This window comes from Luteibacter sp. SG786 (genome assembly GCF_011759605.1).
Lineage (GTDB): Bacteria > Pseudomonadota > Gammaproteobacteria > Xanthomonadales > Rhodanobacteraceae > Luteibacter.
Genome location: NZ_JAAOYX010000001.1, coordinates 1,173,743 through 1,195,110, shown reverse-complemented (window position 1 = coordinate 1,195,110; position 21,368 = coordinate 1,173,743). Strand labels below are relative to the sequence as shown.

Below are 21,368 nucleotides of genomic sequence, written 5' to 3'. Positions count from 1 at the left end.
TTTCAATCGTCGTCGGGCCAGCGAGGCATGGCGGGTTTGTCGTTGCGGGGGGCGGTGTCGCCCGCCTTCACGGCGGCCCAGACGGCCAGGGCGTCGACGGTCGGGGCCACGTCGTGGACGCGAACCATCAGCGCGCCACGCTGCACCGCGATCATGGCCGCCGCCACGGAGCCGTGGACACGGGCGGCTGGCTCGATCCGCCCCGTAAGGGTGCCGATCATGCCCTTGCGGGAGGCGCCCACATAGGCCCCCGCGCCAAGCTCGGCGAAGCGCGCCGTGGCGCGCAGCAGCGCGAGGTTGTGTTCCAGCGTCTTGCCGAAGCCCAGCCCCGGATCCACCAGCACCCGTCGCCGCTCGATGCCGGCGAGTTCGCAGGCGAAAAGGCGGTCGGTGAGGAAGCGATGGACCTCGCCGACCACGTCGTCGTATTCCGGCGCCTGCTGCATCGTGCGCGGTTCGCCCAGCATGTGCACCAGGCACACCGGCACGCGAAGTTCGGCCGCGGTATCCAGCGCGCCTTCGCGGCGCAGCGCGTATACGTCGTTGATCATGCCCGCGCCCGCACCGACCGCGGCCCGCATCACCTCGGGCTTCGACGTGTCGACGGATATCGGCAGGGTGGTAGCTGCTGCCAGGCGTTCGATCAGCGGAACGACCCGCCGGATCTCCTCCTCGACCGGGACCTCTTCGGCACCCGGGCGCGTGGATTCGCCGCCGACATCGAGCATGTCGGCCCCCTCTTCCGCCAGCCTCATCGCATGCGCATAGGCGGCTTCGAGCGAGGCGTGCTGCCCGCCGTCGGAGAACGAGTCAGGCGTGGCGTTGACGATGCCGACGACGCGCGGACGGTCGAGGACGAGCGAGCGGCCGTTGCAGTCCAGTACCGTGGCGAACGGATCGAAATTCATGCCGAACCCGGCTGCTGCCCGCCGATCGCGCCCATGAAGCGCCGGTAATAGCGCAATTCGTCGATGGAATCGCGGATGTCGGAAAGCGCCGTATGCGCCGAGTCTTTCGCAAACCCGCGGGCGATCTCCGGCGACCAGCGCCGCGAGAGTTCCTTCAACGTGGACACGTCCAGGTTGCGGTAGTGGAAATAGCGCTCCAGCTTCGGCATCTCGCGATGCATGAAGCGGCGGTCCTGGCAGATGGAGTTGCCGCACATGGGCGACTTGCCGGCGGGCACCCACTCGCGCAGGAAAGCGATGGTGGCTTCCTCGGCCTGCTCGGGCGAGGTGTCCGATTCCACGGCCCGGCCCCACAGGCCCGAGCGCATGTGCTGGTTGCGGTTCCAGGCATCCATCTGCTGCAGGCGGGCGTCCGAGTGCGATATGGCGAAGACCGGCCCCTCGGCGAGCACGTTCAGATCCTTGTCCGTCACGATGGTGGCGATTTCGAGGATGGAATCGTTGTCGGTGTCCAGACCGGTCATTTCCAGATCGATCCAGATGAGGTTGTCGTCGTTCGCAGGCGTCATGGGCGCTCCCTTCTGTCAAGGGAGTCTAACCTGCCCGGGTATCGTGAGAACATGGCGGCATGGCCGAACCGACATTCTTCTGGCACGACTACGAAACCTTCGGTGCCGACCCGCGCCGTGACCGTCCCAGCCAGTTCGCCGGCATCCGTACCGATGCCAACCTGGAGGTGGTGGGCGAGCCGCTGATGATCTACTGCAAGCCGCCGCGGGACATGCCCCCGCAGCCGGCGGCCTGCCTGGTCACCGGCATCGCGCCGCAGCTGGCCGAGCGCGAGGGCCTGCGGGAAGCGGATTTCGCGGCCGCGATCCACGAACAGATCGCCCTCCCCGGCACCTGCACCGTGGGCTACAACTCGCTTCGCTTCGACGACGAGTTCACCCGTCACCTGCTGTACCGCAATTTCTACGATCCGTACGGGCGCGAGTGGGAGAACGGCAATTCGCGCTGGGACCTCATCGACCTCGTGCGCATGTGCCAGGCGCTGCGGCCCGAAGGCATCGTCTGGCCCACCCGCGAAGACGGCACGCCCAGCTTCAAGCTGGAGCACCTGGCCACGGCCAACGGCCTGAAGCAGGAGCGCGCGCACGATGCGCTGTCCGACGTCGAAGCCCTGATCGCCCTGGCCCGCCTGATCCGCGGCAGGCAGCCGAAGCTGTGGGACTGGTATTTCGCCCTGCGCCGCAAGCAACGGGTGTTCGAGTTGCTCGACGTGGCGGCCATGACGCCCGTGGTTCACGTGTCCTCGCGCTACCCGACCAGCCGGCAGTGCCTCGCGGTGATCGTGCCGCTCGCCGCGCATCCCTCGCGCCCGGCGGAAGTGATCGTCTACGACCTCTCCGCCGATCCGGCCGATCTGCTGGCGCTGGACGATGAGGGCGTGGCCGACCGCGTCTTCACCTCGCGCGCCGATCTGCCGGAGGGCGTGGAGCGCATCGCCTTGCGTACCGTCCGCGCGAACCACGCGCCCGCCCTTGCGCCGCTGTCGGTGCTGAAGAACGTGGACCACGCCCGCCTGGGCCTCGACATGGACGCCGTGGAGCGGCACCTGGGCGCGCTGCGGCATGCCAGCGGGCTTGCGGAGAAGCTGCGGCGGATCTACGCGCGCGCCGGCGACATGCCGTCGGCCGAAGATCCCGAACTCGCACTCTACGGCGGCTTCCTGCCCGACGCCGACCGCCGCCTGCTGGCCGACGTGCGTGCCACGCCGCCCGAACAACTGGGCAGCCGCGCCTTCCCTTTCCGCGATCTGCGCTATCCGGAACTGCTGTTTCGCTACCGGGCACGCAACTGGCCGCAGACGCTCAGCCTCGAAGAGCAGCAGCGCTGGGAAGCCTTCCGCACGGACCGCCTGACGCGGCACGGCCCCCTTACCACCCTCACCCTCGACGACTACGACAACGAACTCGCCGCCCTGCGCGCCCTTCCGGGCGCCCCACTGGCCCTGCTCGACGAGCTGGAAGCCTGGGGCCGCGAACTGCGCTGACCGACCATGCCCAAGACCTATTTCACGCCTTCCACGTTCCGCTTCTTCAAGTCGCTGGTTCGCAACAACAACCGCGAATGGTTCCAGGCGCACAAGGACGATTACGAACGCCACGTGCGCGAGCCGTTCCTGGCCCTGATCGGCGACCTGGCCGCGCCCTTGCAGAAGATCAGCCCGCATTTCCGTGCCGATACGCGCAAGGTGGGCGGGTCGCTCTACCGCATCCACCGCGACACGCGTTTCGCGAACGACAAGCAGCCGTACAAGGGCTGGCAGGGCTCGCGTTTCTTCCACGAGCGCCGCCACGAGATCCAGGCGCCCGGCTTCTACCTGCACATCCAGCCGGGCGGATGTTTCGTGGGTGGCGGCATGTGGCATCCGGAGCCGCCCGTCTTGAAGAAATTGCGGGAGTTCCTGGCCGACAATCCGGGTGCGTGGAAGCGCGCCACGCATTCCAAGGCGTTCGTGGAACGCTTCACGTTCTGGGGCGAGAGCCTGTCGCGACCGCCGCGCGGCTTCGACGCGAATCACGAGCTGATCGAGGATCTGAAACGGAAGAACTTCGCCGCCGGTCAGGATTTCGACGAGGCGATGGCGTGCTCGTCGGAACTGCTTCCGTTCGTGGTGGACAATTTCAAGCGTTTGGCGCCGATGGTGGATTATCTGTGTGCGGCGCAGGAACTGGAGTTTTGAGGCGTTCGTAAAGCTCGATCGGCAGGTCGTCCGGGTCGGCGAAGAAGGTGAACCGCCGCCCCGTGTACTCGTCCACACGAATGGGTTCGCAGGTGACGCCACGTTTCGCCAGCGTCGCCACCGCCGCATCGATATCGCGCACGGAAAACGCCAGGTGGCGAAGGCCTTGCGCCTCCGGACGCGACGGCCGCTTCGGCGGCGACGGGAAGGAGAACAGTTCCAGCTGCACGCCAGGGCTCACTTCGAGGTCGAGCTTCCACGAGTCGCGTGCCTCGCGGTATGCCTCGTGGATCACCTTCAACCCCAGCACTTCCGTATAGAAGGCTTTCGACCGCTCGTAGTCGGAGCAGATCAGCGCCACATGATGGATGGCTTCGAGCATCGGGTCAGGCCTCCGCGAACGGAAAGGCGAGCACGTCGGCAATGGCGTCCGTGCGCGCCAGCACCATGAGCAAGCGCTCCACGCCAAGCGCGACGCCCGCGCAATCGGGCATGCGATCCAGCACGGCAAGCAGGTTTTCGTCGATGGGCATCGCCGACATGCCGCGCGCGCGACGCTTCGCATTGTCCCGCTCGAACCGTTCGCGCTGTTCCACCGCGTCGTTGAGTTCGTGATAGCCGTTGGCCAGTTCGTATGGACCGACATACGCCTCGAAGCGCTTCGCCACCGGCGGCTCGCCGGGCCGGATGCGCGCGAGCGCACACTGGCTTGCCGGGTAGTCGGACACCACGGTGATGCGGTCGGGCGGGAACGCCGGCTGGATGCGGTGGGTCATGAGCAGGTCGAGCCAGTCGTCGCGCTCCAGCCCCTGCGGGTCGATGCCGAATTCGGCCAGCGGCGCCCGGAGGCGTTCCACGGGATCGGTGAGCGGATCGATGCCCAGCGCGTCGTGGAACAGGCCGCGGTACGTGGTCTCCACCACGTCGAAGGTTCGCCCCGCCTCCACCAGCAGGTGTTCCAGCAGATCGACCACCTCGCGCGCGAGCTTCGCCTCGTCCCAGCCCACGCGGTACCACTCGAGCATCGTGAACTCGGGGTTGTGCCTGCCGCCGGCCTCGCCGTCGCGGAAAACGCGCCCCAACTCGTAGCAGTCGCCGACGCCGGCCGCCAGGAGACGTTTCAGCGGAAATTCCGGGGAGGTGCGCAGCCAGCGGTCGGGTGAGCCGGCGTCCACGTGGCCGCCGAAGCGCGTATGAAAACTCTGGATGTTCGGGTCGGTGTTGCCGGCGGCGGAAAGGATGGGCGTTTCCACCTCCAGCACCCCGCGCGCGGCGAAGAAGCTGCGGATCCGCCCATACGTAGCCGCGCGAAGGCGCAATTGGCCGATGTTCTTCACGGCGCCGCCCCATGTTCCGCCAGCAGGGCAATGAGGTCGGCCTCCGTGTGGACCGGCACGCCGAGTTCCTTCGCCTTGTCGAGCTTGGAGCCCGCGGCCTCGCCTGCGAAAACGGCCGTCGTCTTCTTCGACACGGAACCTGCGACCTTCGCCCCGAGCGATTCCAGCCGCTCGGTGGCATCGTCGCGCTTGAGCGTCTCCATGGTTCCGGTGATCACGTAGGTATGGCCTTCCAGCGGAAGCGCGGCGGCCGATGCCGCCGGCAGCTGGTCGAGCAGCCAGGCCATGTCCGCGTAATCGTTGATGAGCTTGCGGTAGTTCGTGGGATCGCTGATGTATGCCCACAGGTTGGCCGCAGCAGTGGATGGCACGCCGGCGATGATCCAGTTGTGCTCGCCGGCGGACACCAGTTCCTGCACGTTTGCGTACGTTTTTGCGAGCAGAGCCGTGCTCTTCGGGCCGAGCTTCGGCACTTTCGCCGCGTCAAGCAGCACGTCGAGCCCGAGGCGGTCGCGCAGCTTCGGCGACGGCGCTCCTTCGTCGGCGAAGGTGATACCTGCCGCGAGCAGCGCATCCACCACTTTCTCGTTGCCCTCCTGTTCGAAGAAAGCGGCGATGGACGTGGCCACCTCGTCGCCGATGTCGGGCAGCACGCGCAATACCGGCGCGGGTGTGCGCCGGACCACGGCAAGGGAACCCAGCCAGGTGGCCAGCGTCTTCGCCGTGCTTTCGCCGATGTGCATGATGCCGAGCGCGAAGAGGAAACGCGGCAGCGTGCTCTTCTTGCTGGCCTCGATGGACGCCACGAGGTTTTCGGCCCACTTCGTGGCCACCTTGCCCTGCTTCACCGTTTCGGGGGTGGAGCCGTCGCGCTCGTCGGCCAGTGCCTTCATGCGCACGAAGCTCTCCACGGTGAGCCCGTAGAGATCGGCAGGCGTATGCACCATGTCGAACTCGACGAGCGCGTCCACGAAGCGGTCGCCCAGACCGTCGATGTCCATGGCGCGGCGCGACGCGAAGTGAATCAGGGCTTCCTTGCGCTGCGCGGCACAGATGAGTCCGCCCGAGCAGCGGTACGCCGCGGCGCCTTCCTCGCGCAGCAGCTCGGAGCCGCACACGGGGCACGTCGCGGGCATGTGCCACGGCACCGTGTTGGCGGGGCGTCTGTCTGGCACCACGCGGGCCACTTCGGGAATGACGTCGCCGGCACGCCGGACGATGACGGTGTCGCCGATGCGCACGTCGAGGCGAGCGATCTGGTCCGCGTTGTGCAGCGTGGCATTGGTGACGGTGACGCCACCCACCTGCACGGGGTTGAGCCGCGCCACGGGCGTGGCGGCACCCGTGCGCCCGATCTGGATCTCGATGTCCTCGACGGTGGTCATCTGTTCCTGCGCGGGGTACTTGTGCGCAATGGCCCAGCGCGGCGCACGCGACACGAAGCCCATTTCTTCCTGGCCTTCGTAGTCGTCGAGCTTGTAGACGACGCCGTCGATGTCGTAAGGAAGGGTGTCGCGCTTTTCGCCGATGCGGCGGTAGTACGCGATAAGGCCCTCGAAGCCTCTCGCCGTCGACACTTCCGGCGACACGGGGAAACCCCATTCGCGCAGCTTCGCCAACGTGGCCGAATGCGTATCGGGCAGGTCGCCGTCCTGCACGCGGCCCACGGCATAGGCGAAGAACGCCAGGGGCCGTTTCGCGGTGATCGCGGGATCCAGCTGACGCAGCGAACCGGCCGCGCCGTTGCGCGGGTTCGCCAACGGCTTCTCGCCGGAGGCGCGGGCGCGCTCGTTGAAGGCCTCGAACGCCGCGCGCGGCATGATCACCTCGCCGCGCACTTCCAGCAGGCGCGGCCAGTCGTTTCCGCGCAGGCGCAATGGAATGGCCTTCACCGTGCGCAAGTTGGCCGTGACATCCTCGCCCACGGCACCGTCGCCGCGGGTGGCGCCCTGCACGAACACGCCGTTTTCGTAGCGCAGGCTGATGGCCAGCCCGTCGAGCTTCGGTTCCACCGAGAACACCGGCTGCTTCCGCCCGAGGGTCTGCTCGATGCGGCGCTCGAAGTCGGCCACTTCACGGTATTTCTCACGATCCGTGTCGCCCTCCTGTTCGAAGGCGTTGCCCAGCGAGAGCATCGGCACCGCATGCACCACTTCCGCGAAGCCACCCTGTGCACGGGCGCCGACCCGGCGGGTGGGCGAGTCATCGGTCGCCAGATCGGTGTATTGGTTCTCCAGTGCTTCCAGCTCGCGCATCAGCCGGTCGTACTCGGCGTCGGCGATATCCGGATCGTCCAGCACGTGGTAGCGGTAATTCGCGTCTTCGATCAGTCGACGCAGGGCCTGCGCGCGCTCGACGGCTTCGACGGGGGCGATGGCTTGGGGCATGTGCAGGGTCCGTGATGGTGTGGCTCGACCGACGCGACCCTGAACTGTCGGCCGAAGGCGGCGCAAAAGCAAGGACCGTATCCGCTATAATCGCCAAGCTATGCCTTTCCAAGACGTCAGCAGCCGTACCGACCCCATCGACGTCCCAGCCCTTCCATCCGACCGACCGGCCCTCGCACCCGCGGAGCCCTCCAGCAAGGCGCGCTATCGCGGCCTCATCTGGCTGGTTTCGGCCGCGTTCTTCATGCAGGCGCTGGATTCGACGATCGTGAACACGGCCGTGCCCGCCATCGCGGGCGCGCTCGACGTCACGCCGCTCAGCATGCGCACGGCGCTCACGAGCTACGTGCTGACCCTGGCGGTGTTCATTCCCATGAGCCCATGGCTTTGCGACCGCTTCGGCACGCGCCGCGTGTTCGCCGGCGCCATTCTCGTGTTCGCGCTCGGCTCGTTGCTGTGCGGCATGGCGCAAACGCTGCCGCAGCTCGTGGTGTCGCGCATCGTCCAGGGCCTCGGCGGCGCCGCGCTCATGCCGGTGGGCCGTTACGTCCTGGTGCGCAGTATCGACCGCCGGGAGTTCGTCAGTTCGATGACCACGGTGGCCACCTTCGGGCTGCTCGGATCCGTGTTCGGACCGCTGCTCGGCGGCCTGCTGGTGGAGTTCACCAACTGGCGCCTCATCTTCCTCATCAACGTGCCGGTGGGCATCGTCGGGCTGCTCCTCAACCGGCGCGAGATGCCCGACTATCGACTCGACCACGCGCATCGTTTCGACACTTTCGGCTTCCTTCTCTTCGCCGGCGCTTCCGCGCTCTGCCTGCTGGCCGCGGAAACGGTGGGCACGAAGGGCCACGCGGTCACCATCGCAAGCTATGCGCTCGGCGCCTTGGCGCTGGCGGCGCTCTACGTCCGGCATAGCCGACGCACCGATCATCCGGTCACCGACCTGTCGTTGTTGAAGGTGCGCAGTCTCTGGGTGGCGCTGGCGGGAAACCTGTTCACCCGCCTCGGCGTGTCGGGCATGTACCTGTTGCTGGTGTTGTTCCTGCAGATCGGCTGTGGCTGGTCGCCCCTGGCCGCCGGCCTGATGATGGTGCCGCAAGCCATCGGCTCCATTACGGTGAAGCCGTTCATCGACCGGATGCTCACGCACTTCGGCTACCGCAAGCTGTTGCTCGGCAACACCGTGGCCGTGTCGGCGGTGCTCTGCGCGTTCGCGCTGCTTTCGCCGGACACGCCCCCCTGGATCATTGCCGGCTTCGTCTTCGTCTACGGCGCGGTCATGTCGCTCCAGTACACGTCGATGAACACGCTGGCGTACGTCGACCTCGACGTGAAGCATGCTTCCATGGCGTCGTCGATGGCCTCCACGGCGCAATACCTGGCAATGAGCTTCGGCATCGCGCTCGCCTCGCTGCTCATGGCAGGATTCCTCGGCTCGCACGATGCCCACAGCTATGTCTGGGCCTTCCGCTGGTCGGTGATCGTGCTGGGCATGGTCACGCTGGCGGCCAGCTGGATATTCAGCCGCCTTCGCGATCCACGCGCCACAACGGATACACTCAATCCGGTATAACCGAAAGGACACCGCGCCTTCCTTCGCGGCTCGATCTGGAACGATCCCATGCACGATTCCGCCGGCATCCTGCTGACCCTGTTCATCATCTTCGTCGCCGCCCAGATCGGCGGCGAAATAGCGCAACGCTTGCGCCTCCCTGCCGTCGTCGGCGAAATCGCCGCGGGTTGCGCCGTCGGCCCCTCCGCGCTCGGCTGGGTGGCCCTGCCCGACATCGCCACGGGCACGCCGCTCGACGTGCTGGCTGAAATCGGCGTCATCCTCCTGCTCTTCTCGGTGGGCCTGGAAACGCGCCTGGACGATCTGAAGAAGGTGGGCATCAGCGCCTTCCTGGTCGGCGTACTCGGCGTGATCGTGCCCTTCGCGCTCGGCTCGATCTGGGCGCACGGCTCCGGCTTCGACTGGATACGTTCCATGTTCGTGGCTGCCGCCTTCGTGGCAACGTCGGCCGGCATCACCGCCCGCGTGCTGCAGGAACTGGGCGTGCTCCAGCGGCGCGAGGCACGCATCATCCTCGGCGCAGCGGTGATCGACGACATTCTTGCCATGCTGCTCCTGGGCATCGTCTCCTCCCTGCAGGGCGGCGGCGCCGTGGATGTGGGCAGCCTGCTGATGACGCTGCTCGGTGCCGTGGGCTTCGTCGCGGTGATCGGCTGGGGCGGCACGCGGGTGATGCGCCGCGGCTCGGGCTGGCTGGAGAAGCCCAGCAATCCCATGTCGTCGCTGACCATCGTGCTGGCCCTGTGCCTCGGCCTCGCCTACCTTTCCATGAAATTCCACCTGGCCGCCATCATCGGCGCGTTCCTCGCCGGCATGATCGCGTCCGAAACCCGGCAGCGCCACCTGTTGGAGGAACAGACGGCGCCGTTGCTCGCGTTCCTCACGCCGTTCTTCTTCGTGGTGACGGGCGCGAAAGTGAACCTGGCGGAGCTGGGCAACGCCAGCGCGCTGTGGATGCTCGCCGTCGTCACGGCCATCGCCATCGTCTCGAAGCTGGCCGGCGGTTTCCTCGGTGCCCTCAGCCTGGGCCGTCGCGGTGCGACCATCGTGGGCTTCGGCATGGTGCCGCGCGGCGAGGTGGGCGTGGTGATCGCCGCACTGGGCCTCGCGGCGGGTGTGTTCGACGAGCGGATCTACGCGGTGATCGTGGCCATGTCGCTGCTCACCGCCATGGTCACTCCGCCGATTCTCGCGCTGCTTCTGCGGGACCGCGGCGCAGGTTCCGGTACGCCGTAAGGGCCGCCTCGCGCGAGGTCTTAAGGTCCACGAGGGGCAACGGGTAGCCCGACGCTTTCAGGAAGGCGGGGTCTTCCCAGGGCGCGTGCACCAGGCGGCCCGGCGCGTTGGCCAGCTCGGGCACCCAGCGGCGGATGTACGCGCCATCAGGGTCGAACTTCTCCGACTGCGATACGGGGTTGAATATCCGGAAATACGGCGCGGCGTCCGCGCCGCTTCCGGCCACCCACTGCCAACCCATCACGTTGTTCGCCAGATCGGCATCCACCAGCGTGTTGCGGAACCAGCGCTCGCCCAGTTTCCAGTGCTGCCGGAGGTTCTTGGTGAGGAAACTGGCCACCAGCATGCGTACACGGTTGTGCATCCACCCTGTGGCCCACAGTTCGCGCAGGCCGGCATCCACGATGGGGATGCCGGTGCGGCCCTGGCGCCAGCGCCGCAGCGCATGCGCATCGGGTCCGGCCCAGCGAAAGGCGCCGAATACCGGGTTGAAGCTCTCCCTGGTGGTTTTCGGGAAGTGGTACAGCAGGTGCTGCGAGAATTCCCTCCAGCCCAACTGGCGAAGGAACGGCTCGGGGTCAGCTCCGTCGCGCCGCCTCGCCGTGCGTTCGCGCAGGAAGGCCACGATTTGCACCGGCGATATCTCGCCCCAGTGCAAGTGCGGCGAAAGCCGCGAGGTGCCATGGCGGGCCGGCAGGTCGCGACTCTCCGCGTAGTGCGCCAATGCATCGTCGGCGAACAACTCCAGCATCTCGTGCGCGCCTTGCTCGCCGGGCCTCCACTCGGTGAACCCTTTCGCCCAGTCGCGGGTGGGCAGCAAGCCCAGGGACGCGATCGACGACCGGCCGGGGAAATCGCTGCCGAAAGCGTGCAAGGCCATGCGTGACGGCACCGGCCAGGGCTCTCGCTTTTCCACATGCGTACGCAAGACACGCCAGAACGGCGTGAACACCTTGTACGGATCGCCCTGCTTCGTGGCGACCTCCCCGGGCTCGCACCACAGCGATCCGTTGAACGGGCGAACGGCGATGCCGTCGGCTTCGAGGGCGCTGCGGACCGCCGCATCGCGCCGGACCAGCCGAGGCTCGAAGATCCGGTTGAAATACAGGGCTTCGGCACCGCTCGCGGCGACCGCATGGCGCAGCGCGTCGAGGCTGGACCCGGCGGCCACCACCAGTTGCCCACCCCGGGCGCGAAGCGAGGCGTCCAGCGCGGCCAGTGAGTGGTGGAGCCACCAGCGGCCGGCGGCTCCCGGGGCACCCTCGCCCTCTTCGTCGGGCGCGTGCACATAAAGGGCCACCACACGATCGTGGGCGGCCACCGCGGCGTGGAGGGCGGGATGGTCGGCAAGACGAAGGTCGCGACGGAACCAGACGATGGCGGTACTCATCGGCACAGTATCCACCGAGCGCGTGAAATGAGAATCGCGCTCCATCTCCGTTCAGTGAGCAGGCTTAGACTGTGTCGGCAGACGACCACCTCCAAGGTCGTCCCCAAGGAGCCTCCATGAATATCAAGACCGTCCTCGGCCTCCCCCTGGCCGCCCTGCTCGCCACGGCCATCGCCGCCCCCGCATCGGCGGCCGTGCTGACGCGCAGCGACGGCATCTACGTGCGCTGCGACCAGTGCGGCGTGGTGCAGAGCATCGAACACAACGTTACCGCCGGACGCGAGCATGGCACCGCCGGCGCGGTGATCGGCGCCATCGCCGGCGGCGTGCTCGGCAACCAGGTCGGCAAGGGCAAGGGCCGCACCCTCGCCACGGTCGGCGGCGCAGTGGGCGGCGGCTTCGCCGGCAACGCCATCGGCAAGGGCGGCGGCAGCGACAGCTACACGCTGCGCCTGAAGATGGGCACGGGTGGCTACACCAATGTCCAGGTGAAGGACGCTTCGGCCATCCGCGAAGGCGACATCGTGGTGGTCGACGACCAGGGCAACGTGTCCCGCGTGCAGTAACCCGACGGAAGAAATGTGGGAGCCGCTTCAGCGGCGTTCCCGCGGCAGCGGGCAAGTATCGATCGCCGCTGAAGCGGCTCCCACACAGATAAAAATTACGCGGCCGGCAACTCGAACACCCTGCGCAGATACGCCACGTAATCGGGGTCTTCCACGCCCATGCTCTTTCCCGGCGAATCCGACAGTTTCGCCACCGGCTGACCGTTGCAGCGGGTCATCTTGATGACGATGTTGATGGGCTTCGGCCCCACGTCGTTGGTGAGGTTGGTGCCCACGCCGAACGAAAGCAGACACCTCCCGGCGAAATGCCGGTAGAGCTCCATGACACGCGGTATGTCCAGACTGTCGCTGAAAACCAGCGTCTTCGTGCGCGGGTCCACCCGATTCTTCTCGTAGTGCGCGATCACCCGGTCGCCCCACACGATGGGGTCACCGGAATCGTGCCGCGCGCCGTCGAACAGCTTGCAGAAATACATGTCGAAATCGCGCAGGAACGCATCCAGGCCGTAGACATCGGACAACGCGATGCCCAGGTCGCCCCGGTATTCGCGCGCCCAGGCTTCGAGCGCGGCGGTCTGCGAGTCGCGCAGGCGGGGGCCCAGCGACTGGAAGGCCTGCAGGTATTCGTGCGCCATGCTGCCGATCGGTACCAGCCCCTGCCGCATGGCCAGCCAGACGTTGCTGGTGCCTGCCAGCTGCGGCCCCAATTCATTGCGCAGGATGCCGAGCATCTCTTCGTGCCACTCGCGCGAGAAGCGGCGGCGTGTGCCGTAGTCGGCGATGCGCACGCTTTCGTAACCGGGCGTGTCGCGCAGCAGCGCGATCTTCGCACGCAGGCGCGCCCTGCCCTCGTCCAGATCGATGTCCGGACAGGTCGCCCGGAAATACAGCTCGTTCACGATGGCGAGCAGCGGCACCTCGAACATGATGGTGTGCAGCCACGGGCCGGCGATCACGATCTCGATTTCGCCTTCCGCTTTCGTCGACGGTTGGATCGTCACGTACTTCGCATTGAGCTGGAACAGGCCGAGGAAGTCGACGAAATCGCTGTCGATGAAGCGGAGGCTGCCCAGGTAGGCCAGTTCCTCCTCGGTGAAGCGCAGGCTGCACAGCGCCTTCAGTTCCTCGCGGATGCGGTCGATCAGCGGCACGAGGTTCACGCCCGGGGTGCGGCAGCGGAACTGGTACTCCACCTGCGCGGCCGGGTACTGGTGCAGCACCACCTGCATCATCGTGAATTTGTAGAGGTCGGTGTCGAGTAGCGACTGCACGATCATGCGCTGGCGCCCGTGGCGGCGATCTGCCGGTTCACCGCATCCACGAACGGCTGCGTGCCGGGCCAGGAGGTGATGCGGCCGAGCTTCTTGCCCCGGTGGAACAGGAAGAATGCCGGAATGCCGTGCAGTCCGAAACGCGTGGCCATGGTGGGATCGTCGTACACGTTGTCGTGCAGCCAGCGCACCTCCGGCCACGCGAAGCGTTCCGGCGTGAGCAGGATCTGGCGCTTGGCGATATCGCAGTTGGGACAGTCGCGCCCCCAAAGGAAGAGGATGGCGATGCGGTTGTCATCGGCGGCCAGATTGGCGTCGAGTTCGCGGTCGACGATGCGTTCCATCGGAAAGCGCTGGAAGAACTCGGGAACGCTGGTATCGGACATGGGAAAATCCGTGATCGGGTCGAACAGCCCACATGGGGTCGGTGCGGCGATAATCCGAGGGTACCTCCACCAGGGATTTCCCGTGCGCATCTTTCTCGCATGCCTGCTCCTGCTCTGCGCCGCTCCGGCAACGGCAGCCAACCTTGTCGTCGACACGGGCGCGGGGGCCCGCACGTTCACCACGGAACAGCTCCTTGCGCGGCCCGACGCCCGGGACATCGATGTACCCGGAGACGTCTCGTACCACCGCACGGCCCATTACCGTGCAGTTCCCTTGCGCGCCCTCCTGCCGGGCGTGTCGGCGGACGCGCACCTGCAGTTCGTGGCGCTCGACGGTTTCGCGGCCGAGGTGCCCGCGTCCCTGGTGCTGGAGGGCCAGGGCGCGGAAGCCTGGCTCGCCATCGAGCCGGCCGCCGGGTGGCCTCCGCTCGGCGAGGGCAAGCCCAGCGCCGGGCCGTTCTACCTCGTGTGGCTGCATCCGGAAGCGGCGCACGTAGGGCCCGAACAATGGCCTTACCAGGTAGCCTCGATCCGGGTGCTGGCCCCGCCCGCGGCGCGCTTCCCGGCCATGCAGCCGGCAGCCTCGCTGCCGCCGGATGCACCGGCCCGGCGCGGCTTCGCCGTGTTCCAGCGCAACTGCCTCAGCTGCCATACCCTCAACGGCCAGGGCGACGCCAAGCTCGGGCCGGACCTCAATGTGCCGCACAGTCCTACCGAGTATCTCCGCGACGACATGTTCCGCACGCTCGTGCGCAACCCGCAGGATCTCCGGCACTGGCCGCAGGCGAAGATGCCGGGCTTCGACAGGAAGGTGCTTTCGGATGCAGATCTGGACGACCTGGTGGCTTATCTGAAGCACATGGCGACGCGCAAGCAGAAAGTCTCGCCGTAACGCCGGAGATCCTGTGGGAGCCGCTTCAGCGGCGATGGGTGCTCGCGGCAAGGTTGCCCGCTGCCGCGGGATCGCCGGCATAGCCGGCTCCCACAGAAGGCCCGCCACACCGCACAAGGCAAACTGGCTTTGTGTGGGAGCCGCTTCAGCGGCGATGGGTGCTCGCGGCAAGGTTGCCCGCTGCCGCGGGATCGCCGGCATAGCCGGCTCCCACAGAAGGCCCGCCACACCGCACAAGGCAAACTGGCTTTGTGTGGGAGCCGCTTCAGCGGCGATGGGTGCTTGCGGCAAGGTTGCCCGCTGCCGCGGGATCGCCGGCATAGCCGGCTCCCACAGTAATTCGCGACAAGCGTTGCAGTTCCTCGGTGCGCGCCGGCGGAGGCAACTTCGCCAGCGCCTTCACCCGCGCGAAGAATGCCGGCCACGAGCGGCCGGCTTCGTCGAACAGTGCCGCGAACGACGGCACCCAGGTGTCGTAAAGGCCGAACGGCAACAGCGACGCGTTGTTGAGGGAGCGCGACATCCAGCGGTCGTAGCGGCGATCGCCGCCCGCCTCGCCGTCGCGCCACGCGAGGTAGCGTCCGCGGAAATCCTCGAACTCCTCTGCCTTGGCCACTCGCTTCGCGTCGTCGGTCCAGGGCTTGGCATAGAGGTCTTTCAGGCGCTCCCGCAAGGCCAGCACCTGCTGCGTGAAGGCACGTTCCAGCGCGTCGTCCTTTTCGTCGGGCTGCGGCAGGTTCCGCGCCGAACGCCACTCGCGCAGGCCTTCGCGCTCCACGAAGGTGGCGAACGACTCGTTGAACGACGAGTCGTCCTTCACGTAGATCTTCTGGTGCGCAAGCTCGTGAAAGATCGTGCCGGCGAGCTCGTCGTCGTCCCAGCGCAACATGCTGCTCAAGATCGGATCGGCAAACCATCCCAGCGTGGAATACGCCGGCACTTCGCCGATAGCGACGTCGTGGCCCAGGGCCTTCTCGCGCTCGGCCTCGCGCCGGGCGAGACCCTGATCGAAATAACCGCGGTAGGCGACGCAACCGGCGATCGGAAAACAGTGTGTCACCGGCGTCACCGAGAGCGCCGGCGTGGCAAACACGTTCCAGGCAACCCATGGACGATCCAGCTGCACGTAGTACGTGTAGCTGCGATTGTCCGGCAGATCCAGCCGCATGGACGCGAAGCGCCGGGCCTCGGTGGCGAGCTCGAGCCGACGTCGGGTGGCTTGCGGAACTTTCGGGTCCGCAAGCACTTTTGCGATCGGGCGGCGTTCATGGAGAAGCGCCGCCTGCCCGTGCGCCACGTGGGCGTAGTAACCGATGGAGCGGCACCCCGAGACGAGGAGCACGAGGATGGCGGCGATGGCAATGCGCATCGCGCCATTGTGCCGCACCTTCAATCCGGCGTGCGCCCCCCGGTCATCGACTGCAGTACGCCGTCCCTGCGAATGAGCCCGTGCATCAGCGCCGCGCCCATATGCGCCAGGAAGGTGAGGAAGAACAGCCACGCAAGATAGCGATGCGCTTCGCGCAGCCAGGCGAACACCAGGGGATCGCTGGGCAGGATGGGCGGCAACAGCAGACCACCTCCCAGCGTCACCGGGTAATTGCCGGCCGAAAGCATGCCCCACCCGATCAGCGGCAGCGCAATCATCAAGGCGTAGAGCAGCCAGTGTGACGCATGGGCCGCCAGCTTCTGCCACAACGGCATGTCCACCGGCAGCGGCGGCGCCGGATGTGTCAGGCGGAAGCCCAGGCGAATGAGCGCCAGCACGAAGATGGTGATGCCCAGCGGCTTGTGGATCGCCAGAAGCCAGTCGTGCTTCGTTTCCACGGTGCTCACCATGCCGGCGCCGACGAAGAGCATGGTCAGGATCATCAGCGCCATCAGCCAATGCAGCACCCGCGCGAACGGATGGAACGTGTCGGAACGGCTCATCGCTTGTCCTCCCCCGGATGCTTCGTGCCAGGCACATGGGCTTCCTCGCTCGTACGGCGGAGGTACGAGTCCGCATAGGTCGCCGAGCGCGCGGCGAGCAGCGGATCGTCGGACGTTTCGATGCCGCGCGGCAGGATCGTCGGATCGTAGTTCACGTCGCGGCACGGGCCGTCGGCCTGCGGCTGCGACGAGGTGAGCACGAGCGTGCCGGCATCGACCATTCGCCGGTCGTCGGGCCAGGCGCGCGTCGCGTCGTCCACGGCGTCGCCAGGTACAGCGAACACCATTTGCAGGTGCCAACGCAGCGGGCCCGCGGCAAGGCGCTTCCCGAGATCCGCGGCGAGATAGTCGGTGTCGCCGGCGGCCGGGCCGCCGTCTCCTTCCGCCGGCTGTTCCGGCACCATGGCCCAGCGCACGGCGTGGCGGTCGCCCGCTGCATCGCGCAGATAGAAAGCATTGATGCTGCGATAGGTTTCACTGGCGTAGCTGGCCGACGGTTTCGCGGTCTTCACCCAGGCGAGGAACGGCGCGGTTTCCGGATGGCTCTCGAAGAACGCCTTTGTCTTGGCGGGATCGGGTTTGCCTGTCGCAGGGTCGGCATGCGTGGCCAGTTGCAGCGCGTAGAACGCCTGGGGCGTGGCCACGGGGAACATCGCCATGGCGTTCATGCCCGTGCGCCACTGCTCACCGTCGGGCAGGTCGAAACGCAGCGCAAGACTGCGGATGGGCACGCTGCTGTCGGCCGCGTACGGATTGCTGCCGGGAACCGCGAAGCGACCCACCACGGGGGTGGAGGTACCCGCGGCGAAGAGCGGGGCGGTGGAAAAGCCGGCCAGGGCACCGCTTGCTTCGAAGCGGCCGGCGACGCAGACGCCCTTGGCATGGTTGCGCCGGAACCCCGCGTGCTCGCCGCCGTTCGCCGCCACGGCGTTCACCAGGCGATGCGGTGTGAGCCGGCCCGGCGCCAGCCAGCCTGCCACGTAGCCGAACGCGGCCGCGAAACCGGCGACGGCCAGGCCGATCAGGGCCCAGCGCCAGGCCGTATGGGTCGGGGGGCGGGAACGTGCCCCGGTTTCGTCTGTCATATCTGCATCCTGTCCAAGTGGTCGTTCCAGGGTGGGACGTACGTCAGGGACTTTTATTCCCTCCCCTGGGAATAATCCACGGCACCGGACGTCATATGTCCGACGAACGCCCGGCGGAGGCCCGGCATGCCCACCCCGAACATCGACGACGACCTGCGCACGATGCTGCCGCGCCTGCGGCGCTTCGCGCTGTGGCTCGCCCGGGATAGCCATGCCGCGGACGATCTCGTGCAGTCCACGATCGAACGCGCGTTGTCGCGCTGGAAGACGCGACGGGAGGAAGATAGCCTGCGAGCCTGGCTCTTTTCGATCCTCTACCGACTGTTCCTTGATGGAAAACGCCGCGCCAGTCGCTATGCGCTGCTGATTGGATCGCTGGCGGAGGACGAGCCCACATGGCCTTCGGCGGAACGCGTGGCCATGGCTCACTCCACGCTGGCCGCCTTCGCCGCGCTGCCGCCGGAACAGCGCAGCCTGCTGATCTGGATCTCGGTCGAGGGCCTGAGTTACCAGGAGGTGGCCGACATCCTCGACGTGCCGATCGGCACCGTCATGTCCCGTCTCTCCCGCGCGCGCCGTGCCTTGCGCCAGCTTGGCGAAGGCGACCCCCAATCCCCTTCCCTGCGACTGCTGAAATGAACCTCACGCCTCCGAGCGAACACGATATCCACGCCTACGTGGACGGCCACCTGGACGACCCGCGCCGGGGCGAGGTGGAGCGCTACCTGTCGCGCCATGCGGAACAGGCCGACGAGGTGCACGGCTGGCGCCAGGATGCACAGCAGTTGCGGGCCCTGCTGGCGGGCGACCTGGCACCGGCACCGGCGCTGGACCCGTCACGCGTGCGTGAGCGCGCACGGCGCCGCCGCTTCGTGCGCCTGGGCATGGCCGCCGGCATCGTCCTGTGCCTCTTCGTCGGCGGTATCGCGGGCTGGGCCGCCCGCGGTATCGGTTCCGGCGACGCGCCGATGGCCGATGCGATGCAGGCTTACCGCCTGCTCGCACTGGATCACGGCGTCGGCATGGACATCACCACCGGCAACGAGAACGACCTGCGCGCCTGGCTCTCCGGTCGCGTGGGACAGGACGTGCGCCTGCCGGACCTCGCCGATGCCGGCTTCCGGCCCATCGGTGGCCGCCTGTTCGCGACGAATGAGGGGCCGGCGGCCATGGTGCTCTACGACGACGGCAGCGGGCATACGGTGAGCTTCTATGTCCGGCCGCCGGGGCCGGCGCGGCGCTTCCTGCCGCGCGGCGCCCGCGAGGACGACGGTCTGCTGGCGAACTACTGGTCGGAAGGCGGCCACAACTACGCCGTGGTGGCGGTTGCCGATGCAGCCGGCAGGCAGGCGGCCGACCGGGTGACCGGCAAGGCGATTTGACGGCCCCGCAATCTGCAAGGTCACTTGCAGAACCCGCTTCTGTGGGAAGAACCGATGTGGGAGCAACTCCTGTGGGAGCCGCTTCTGTGGGAAGAACCGATGTGGGAGCAACTCCTGTGGGAGCCGCTTCAGCGGCGATCCCGCGGCAGCGGGCAACGGTCCCGCGAGCTCCCATCGCCGCTGAAGCGGCTCCCACAGAAGCGGCTCCCCGCGAGGGAACTGCAGGCCCCACACTGTGGTTTCAACGCTCGTGCAGTTCGCCGGAGTGCAGCTCCAGCGTGCGGTCCATGCGACCTGCCAGCCGCGAGTCATGCGTGACGAGCACGAAGCTCGTGCCGATCTCGCGATTGAGCTCCAGCATCAACTCGTACACGTGCGCGGCATTGGCCTCGTCGAGGTTGCCGGTGGGCTCGTCGCCCAGCACGCATGCGGGACGCGTGACCAGCGCGCGGGCCACGGCGCAACGCTGGCGTTCGCCGCCGGACATCTCCGCCGGACGATGGCGCAGGCGCGCGGCAAGGCCCACGCGCTCCAGCAACGCCGTCGCTTCCTTCTCGGCCTGTGCGATCGACACGCCGCGGATGAGCAGCGGCATGCACACGTTCTCGAGCGCCGTGAATTCCGGCAGCAGGTGGTGAAACTGGTAGATGAAGCCGAGCGAGCGGTTGCGCTCCCGGCCGCGCTCGGCATCCGACAGCTCGGAAAGCACCCTGCCGTTGACCTCCACCTTGCCCGCGGTGAGCGTGTCGAGGCCGCCGATGATGTGCAGCAGCGTGGACTTGCCGGAACCGGATGCGCCGACGATGGCCATGGTCTCGCCACGGCGCAGCGTGAAGTTCACGTTGGAAAGGACGCCCGTACGCAGGTCGCCCTCCTCATAGACCTTGGCGACGCCGGTGGCGCGCAGAACGATGTCGTCGTTTGGCTTATTCATAGCGAAGCGCCTGGGCGGGCTGCGTGCGCGAGGCGCGCCACGCCGGGTACAGGGTGGCCAGCAGCGAGAAGGCGAACGTCACCAGTACCACCCAGCCCACGTCGGACCAGAGCAGCTGACTCGGCAGCTCGCTGATGTAGTAAACGTCCGGCGAAAGGAACGTCTGGCCGGTAACGTGCTCGATCCACTTCACGAGCGCCGGCAGGTTCAGCGACAGCACCGCACCGAGCAGCACGCCGAAGGCGATGCCCACCACGCCCACCAGCACGCCCTGCACCATGAACATGCCCATGATGCTGCGTGGCGTCGAGCCCAGCGTGCGCAAGATGGCGATGTCTGCCTGCTTGTCGGTGACCAGCATCATCAGCATCGAAATGAGGTTGATGACGGCCACGAGGATGATCAGCGAGAGGATGATGAACATCACCTTCTTTTCCATGTCGATGGCACGGAAGAAGTTGGCATGCGTATCCATCCACGTTTCCACGCGATAGGCCTGGCCGAGCTTGTTTACCAGCTCCTGCGCCACGGGCCATGCCTCGCGCATGTCGTCCAGCTTCAGGCGGATGCCGGTGGGGCCGTCGAAGCCGTTCAGGCGTTCGGCGTCCTGCATGGAGATGAGCGCCAGGTTGGCGTCGTATTCCTGCATGCCCAGTTCGAAGATGCCGCTGACGGTGAAGCTTCGCAGTTTTGGCACGGCCCCCATGGGCGTGGCCGTGAATTGGGGCACCACCACGGTAACCTTGTCGCCGACCTGCACGCCGAGCGTGAGGGCCAGTTCCCGGCCGAGCACGATCTTCCAGCTGCGGTCGGTAAGGTCGGACATCTTGCCTTCGACCATGTGCCGGTCGATGTCGGACACGTTGGGTTCCATCGACGGCAAGACGCCGCGGATGAGCGCGCCGCTCGGGCGCCGGGCCTGCAGGAAGGCCTGGATCTCCACGTAGGGTGCCGCGCCACGCACGTGGTTCGTGCTTTCCGCGGTCTTCACCGCGGTCTGCCAGTTCTGCACCGTTTCGTCGATGCCGGACACGGTGACGTGCGAGACGGCACCCAGGATACGGTTGCGCAGCTCGCTGTCGAAGCCGTTCATGACCGACATGACCGTGATGAGCGCGGTGACGCTGATCGCGATGCATACGATCGACACGGTGGAAATGAAGGAAATGAACTGGTTGCGACGCTTCGCCCGCGTGTACCGCAGTCCGATGAAGAGCTCTAGGGGTCTGAACATACCTGTCGACAACTGCCTGGGATGAGGGGGTGCCGAGTTAAGACACGCACCGCGCCGCAGAGTGCCCGATGCGGCCCGCGGGGGCAAGCCGACCCTTGGCGGGAGC

21 protein-coding genes are annotated in these 21,368 nt (G+C 67.1%); 8 read left to right on the top strand and 13 right to left on the bottom strand.

Annotation, left to right across the window (positions count from 1 at the left end; translation table 11 throughout):
• Positions 1-2: 2 nt before the first annotated feature.
• Together folP and orn are read right to left on the bottom strand one after the other, a co-directional pair.
• A complete protein-coding gene (gene folP / locus FHS47_RS05440) occupies positions 3-908 on the bottom strand; it encodes a dihydropteroate synthase (RefSeq protein WP_167024007.1) in 906 nt (301 codons plus the stop codon).
• On the bottom strand, positions 905-1,477 hold the full coding sequence (gene orn, locus FHS47_RS05435; RefSeq protein WP_167024004.1) for an oligoribonuclease: 573 nt from the start codon (positions 1,475-1,477) through the stop codon (positions 905-907). The genes folP and orn overlap by 4 nt, the downstream gene beginning before the upstream one ends.
• Positions 1,478-1,536: 59 nt before the next feature.
• Between orn and sbcB the strand changes: the two genes are divergently transcribed.
• On the top strand, positions 1,537-2,961 hold the full coding sequence (sbcB, locus tag FHS47_RS05430) for an exodeoxyribonuclease I (protein WP_167024002.1): 1,425 nt from the start codon (positions 1,537-1,539) through the stop codon (positions 2,959-2,961).
• Positions 2,962-2,967: 6 nt separating this feature from the next.
• Positions 2,968-3,654, top strand: a complete 687-nt coding sequence (locus FHS47_RS05425; protein WP_167024000.1) for a DUF2461 domain-containing protein — start codon at positions 2,968-2,970, stop codon at positions 3,652-3,654.
• On the opposite strand, the gene FHS47_RS05420 is transcribed toward FHS47_RS05425, so the two are convergent.
• The 3 genes from FHS47_RS05420 to ligA are packed head-to-tail and all read right to left on the bottom strand — an operon-like array spanning position 3,596 to position 7,378.
• Positions 3,596-4,036, bottom strand: a complete 441-nt coding sequence (locus tag FHS47_RS05420; RefSeq protein WP_167023998.1) for a VOC family protein — start codon at positions 4,034-4,036, stop codon at positions 3,596-3,598. The genes FHS47_RS05425 and FHS47_RS05420 overlap by 59 nt on opposite strands.
• A gap of 4 nt (positions 4,037-4,040) precedes the next feature.
• Positions 4,041-4,991 carry an EF-P lysine aminoacylase EpmA gene (gene epmA / locus FHS47_RS05415; protein WP_167023995.1) on the bottom strand — a complete coding sequence of 317 codons (951 nt, stop codon included), beginning with the start codon at positions 4,989-4,991 and terminating at the stop codon, positions 4,041-4,043.
• A complete protein-coding gene (gene ligA / locus FHS47_RS05410) occupies positions 4,988-7,378 on the bottom strand; it encodes an NAD-dependent DNA ligase LigA (RefSeq protein WP_167023992.1) in 2,391 nt (796 codons plus the stop codon). Before ligA ends, epmA begins: the two co-directional genes overlap by 4 nt.
• A 100-nt stretch (positions 7,379-7,478) precedes the next feature.
• Here ligA and FHS47_RS05405 point away from each other — a divergent pair, with 100 nt between their 5' ends.
• On the top strand, positions 7,479-8,954 hold the full coding sequence (locus FHS47_RS05405; RefSeq protein ID WP_167023990.1) for an MFS transporter: 1,476 nt from the start codon (positions 7,479-7,481) through the stop codon (positions 8,952-8,954).
• Between the two features lie 48 nt (positions 8,955-9,002).
• The gene (locus FHS47_RS05400) at positions 9,003-10,190 is read left to right on the top strand and encodes a cation:proton antiporter (protein WP_167023987.1); all 1,188 of its coding nucleotides are present in this window, start codon (positions 9,003-9,005) and stop codon (positions 10,188-10,190) included.
• On the opposite strand, the gene FHS47_RS05395 is transcribed toward FHS47_RS05400, so the two are convergent.
• Positions 10,129-11,580 (bottom strand): deoxyribodipyrimidine photo-lyase, encoded by a 1,452-nt coding sequence (locus FHS47_RS05395; RefSeq protein WP_167023985.1) that lies wholly within the window; start codon positions 11,578-11,580, stop codon positions 10,129-10,131. The two genes, FHS47_RS05400 and FHS47_RS05395, sit on opposite strands and share 62 nt — an antisense overlap.
• Before the next feature lie 116 nt (positions 11,581-11,696).
• Here FHS47_RS05395 and FHS47_RS05390 point away from each other — a divergent pair, with 116 nt between their 5' ends.
• Positions 11,697-12,146 carry a glycine zipper 2TM domain-containing protein gene (locus tag FHS47_RS05390; protein WP_167023982.1) on the top strand — a complete coding sequence of 150 codons (450 nt, stop codon included), beginning with the start codon at positions 11,697-11,699 and terminating at the stop codon, positions 12,144-12,146.
• Between the two features lie 95 nt (positions 12,147-12,241).
• Here the strand turns inward: FHS47_RS05390 and pncB are convergent, their stop codons facing one another.
• Positions 12,242-13,423 carry a nicotinate phosphoribosyltransferase gene (pncB, locus tag FHS47_RS05385; RefSeq protein ID WP_167023979.1) on the bottom strand — a complete coding sequence of 394 codons (1,182 nt, stop codon included), beginning with the start codon at positions 13,421-13,423 and terminating at the stop codon, positions 12,242-12,244.
• Entirely contained in the window at positions 13,420-13,803 is a 384-nt protein-coding gene (locus FHS47_RS05380; protein ID WP_167023978.1) for a thioredoxin family protein, read from the bottom strand. Before FHS47_RS05380 ends, pncB begins: the two co-directional genes overlap by 4 nt.
• Before the next feature lie 82 nt (positions 13,804-13,885).
• Between FHS47_RS05380 and FHS47_RS05375 the strand changes: the two genes are divergently transcribed.
• Positions 13,886-14,695 carry a cytochrome c gene (locus FHS47_RS05375; RefSeq protein WP_167023975.1) on the top strand — a complete coding sequence of 270 codons (810 nt, stop codon included), beginning with the start codon at positions 13,886-13,888 and terminating at the stop codon, positions 14,693-14,695.
• A 265-nt stretch (positions 14,696-14,960) separates the two neighbouring features.
• Here the strand turns inward: FHS47_RS05375 and FHS47_RS05370 are convergent, their stop codons facing one another.
• From FHS47_RS05370 to FHS47_RS05360, 3 genes are read right to left on the bottom strand one after another with little or no spacing between them, the layout of a single operon-like run.
• Positions 14,961-16,064: an aminopeptidase gene (locus FHS47_RS05370; RefSeq protein ID WP_167023972.1), complete on the bottom strand. Its 1,104-nt coding sequence runs from the start codon at positions 16,062-16,064 to the stop codon at positions 14,961-14,963.
• A 20-nt stretch (positions 16,065-16,084) separates the two neighbouring features.
• On the bottom strand, positions 16,085-16,627 hold the full coding sequence (locus FHS47_RS05365; protein WP_167023970.1) for a cytochrome b: 543 nt from the start codon (positions 16,625-16,627) through the stop codon (positions 16,085-16,087).
• On the bottom strand, positions 16,624-17,712 hold the full coding sequence (locus tag FHS47_RS05360) for a catalase family peroxidase (protein WP_167023967.1): 1,089 nt from the start codon (positions 17,710-17,712) through the stop codon (positions 16,624-16,626). Before FHS47_RS05360 ends, FHS47_RS05365 begins: the two co-directional genes overlap by 4 nt.
• Positions 17,713-17,838: 126 nt before the next feature.
• On the opposite strand from FHS47_RS05360, the gene FHS47_RS05355 reads away from it, so the two are divergent.
• Positions 17,839-18,351, top strand: a complete 513-nt coding sequence (locus FHS47_RS05355) for a sigma-70 family RNA polymerase sigma factor (protein WP_167023964.1) — start codon at positions 17,839-17,841, stop codon at positions 18,349-18,351.
• Entirely contained in the window at positions 18,348-19,094 is a 747-nt protein-coding gene (locus tag FHS47_RS05350; RefSeq protein ID WP_167023961.1) for an anti-sigma factor, read from the top strand. The genes FHS47_RS05355 and FHS47_RS05350 overlap by 4 nt, the downstream gene beginning before the upstream one ends.
• Positions 19,095-19,335: 241 nt before the next feature.
• Here FHS47_RS05350 and lolD read toward each other — a convergent pair whose 3' ends face one another.
• The gene (lolD, locus tag FHS47_RS05345) at positions 19,336-20,028 is read right to left on the bottom strand and encodes a lipoprotein-releasing ABC transporter ATP-binding protein LolD (RefSeq protein ID WP_167023958.1); all 693 of its coding nucleotides are present in this window, start codon (positions 20,026-20,028) and stop codon (positions 19,336-19,338) included.
• Positions 20,021-21,262, bottom strand: coding sequence for a lipoprotein-releasing ABC transporter permease subunit (locus tag FHS47_RS05340; RefSeq protein ID WP_167023955.1), 1,242 nt, complete (start codon positions 21,260-21,262; stop codon positions 20,021-20,023). The genes lolD and FHS47_RS05340 overlap by 8 nt, the downstream gene beginning before the upstream one ends.
• Between the last annotated feature and the right edge of the window lie 106 nt (positions 21,263-21,368).

What these genes read in the sequence shown, in the direction of transcription:
- folP (WP_167024007.1), bottom strand. Translation starts at nt 908, where the DNA reads ATGAATTTCGATCCGTTCGCCACGGTACTGGACTGCAACGGCCGCTCG.
- orn (WP_167024004.1), bottom strand. Translation starts at nt 1,477, where the DNA reads ATGACGCCTGCGAACGACGACAACCTCATCTGGATCGATCTGGAAATG.
- sbcB (WP_167024002.1), top strand. Translation starts at nt 1,537, where the DNA reads ATGGCCGAACCGACATTCTTCTGGCACGACTACGAAACCTTCGGTGCC.
- FHS47_RS05425 (WP_167024000.1), top strand. Translation starts at nt 2,968, where the DNA reads ATGCCCAAGACCTATTTCACGCCTTCCACGTTCCGCTTCTTCAAGTCG.
- FHS47_RS05420 (WP_167023998.1), bottom strand. Translation starts at nt 4,036, where the DNA reads ATGCTCGAAGCCATCCATCATGTGGCGCTGATCTGCTCCGACTACGAG.
- ligA (WP_167023992.1), bottom strand. Translation starts at nt 7,378, where the DNA reads ATGCCCCAAGCCATCGCCCCCGTCGAAGCCGTCGAGCGCGCGCAGGCC.
- FHS47_RS05405 (WP_167023990.1), top strand. Translation starts at nt 7,479, where the DNA reads ATGCCTTTCCAAGACGTCAGCAGCCGTACCGACCCCATCGACGTCCCA.
- FHS47_RS05400 (WP_167023987.1), top strand. Translation starts at nt 9,003, where the DNA reads ATGCACGATTCCGCCGGCATCCTGCTGACCCTGTTCATCATCTTCGTC.
- FHS47_RS05395 (WP_167023985.1), bottom strand. Translation starts at nt 11,580, where the DNA reads ATGAGTACCGCCATCGTCTGGTTCCGTCGCGACCTTCGTCTTGCCGAC.
- FHS47_RS05390 (WP_167023982.1), top strand. Translation starts at nt 11,697, where the DNA reads ATGAATATCAAGACCGTCCTCGGCCTCCCCCTGGCCGCCCTGCTCGCC.
- pncB (WP_167023979.1), bottom strand. Translation starts at nt 13,423, where the DNA reads ATGATCGTGCAGTCGCTACTCGACACCGACCTCTACAAATTCACGATG.
- FHS47_RS05380 (WP_167023978.1), bottom strand. Translation starts at nt 13,803, where the DNA reads ATGTCCGATACCAGCGTTCCCGAGTTCTTCCAGCGCTTTCCGATGGAA.
- FHS47_RS05370 (WP_167023972.1), bottom strand. Translation starts at nt 16,064, where the DNA reads ATGCGCATTGCCATCGCCGCCATCCTCGTGCTCCTCGTCTCGGGGTGC.
- FHS47_RS05365 (WP_167023970.1), bottom strand. Translation starts at nt 16,627, where the DNA reads ATGAGCCGTTCCGACACGTTCCATCCGTTCGCGCGGGTGCTGCATTGG.
- FHS47_RS05360 (WP_167023967.1), bottom strand. Translation starts at nt 17,712, where the DNA reads ATGACAGACGAAACCGGGGCACGTTCCCGCCCCCCGACCCATACGGCC.
- FHS47_RS05355 (WP_167023964.1), top strand. Translation starts at nt 17,839, where the DNA reads ATGCCCACCCCGAACATCGACGACGACCTGCGCACGATGCTGCCGCGC.
- FHS47_RS05350 (WP_167023961.1), top strand. Translation starts at nt 18,348, where the DNA reads ATGAACCTCACGCCTCCGAGCGAACACGATATCCACGCCTACGTGGAC.
- lolD (WP_167023958.1), bottom strand. Translation starts at nt 20,028, where the DNA reads ATGAATAAGCCAAACGACGACATCGTTCTGCGCGCCACCGGCGTCGCC.
- FHS47_RS05340 (WP_167023955.1), bottom strand. Translation starts at nt 21,262, where the DNA reads ATGTTCAGACCCCTAGAGCTCTTCATCGGACTGCGGTACACGCGGGCG.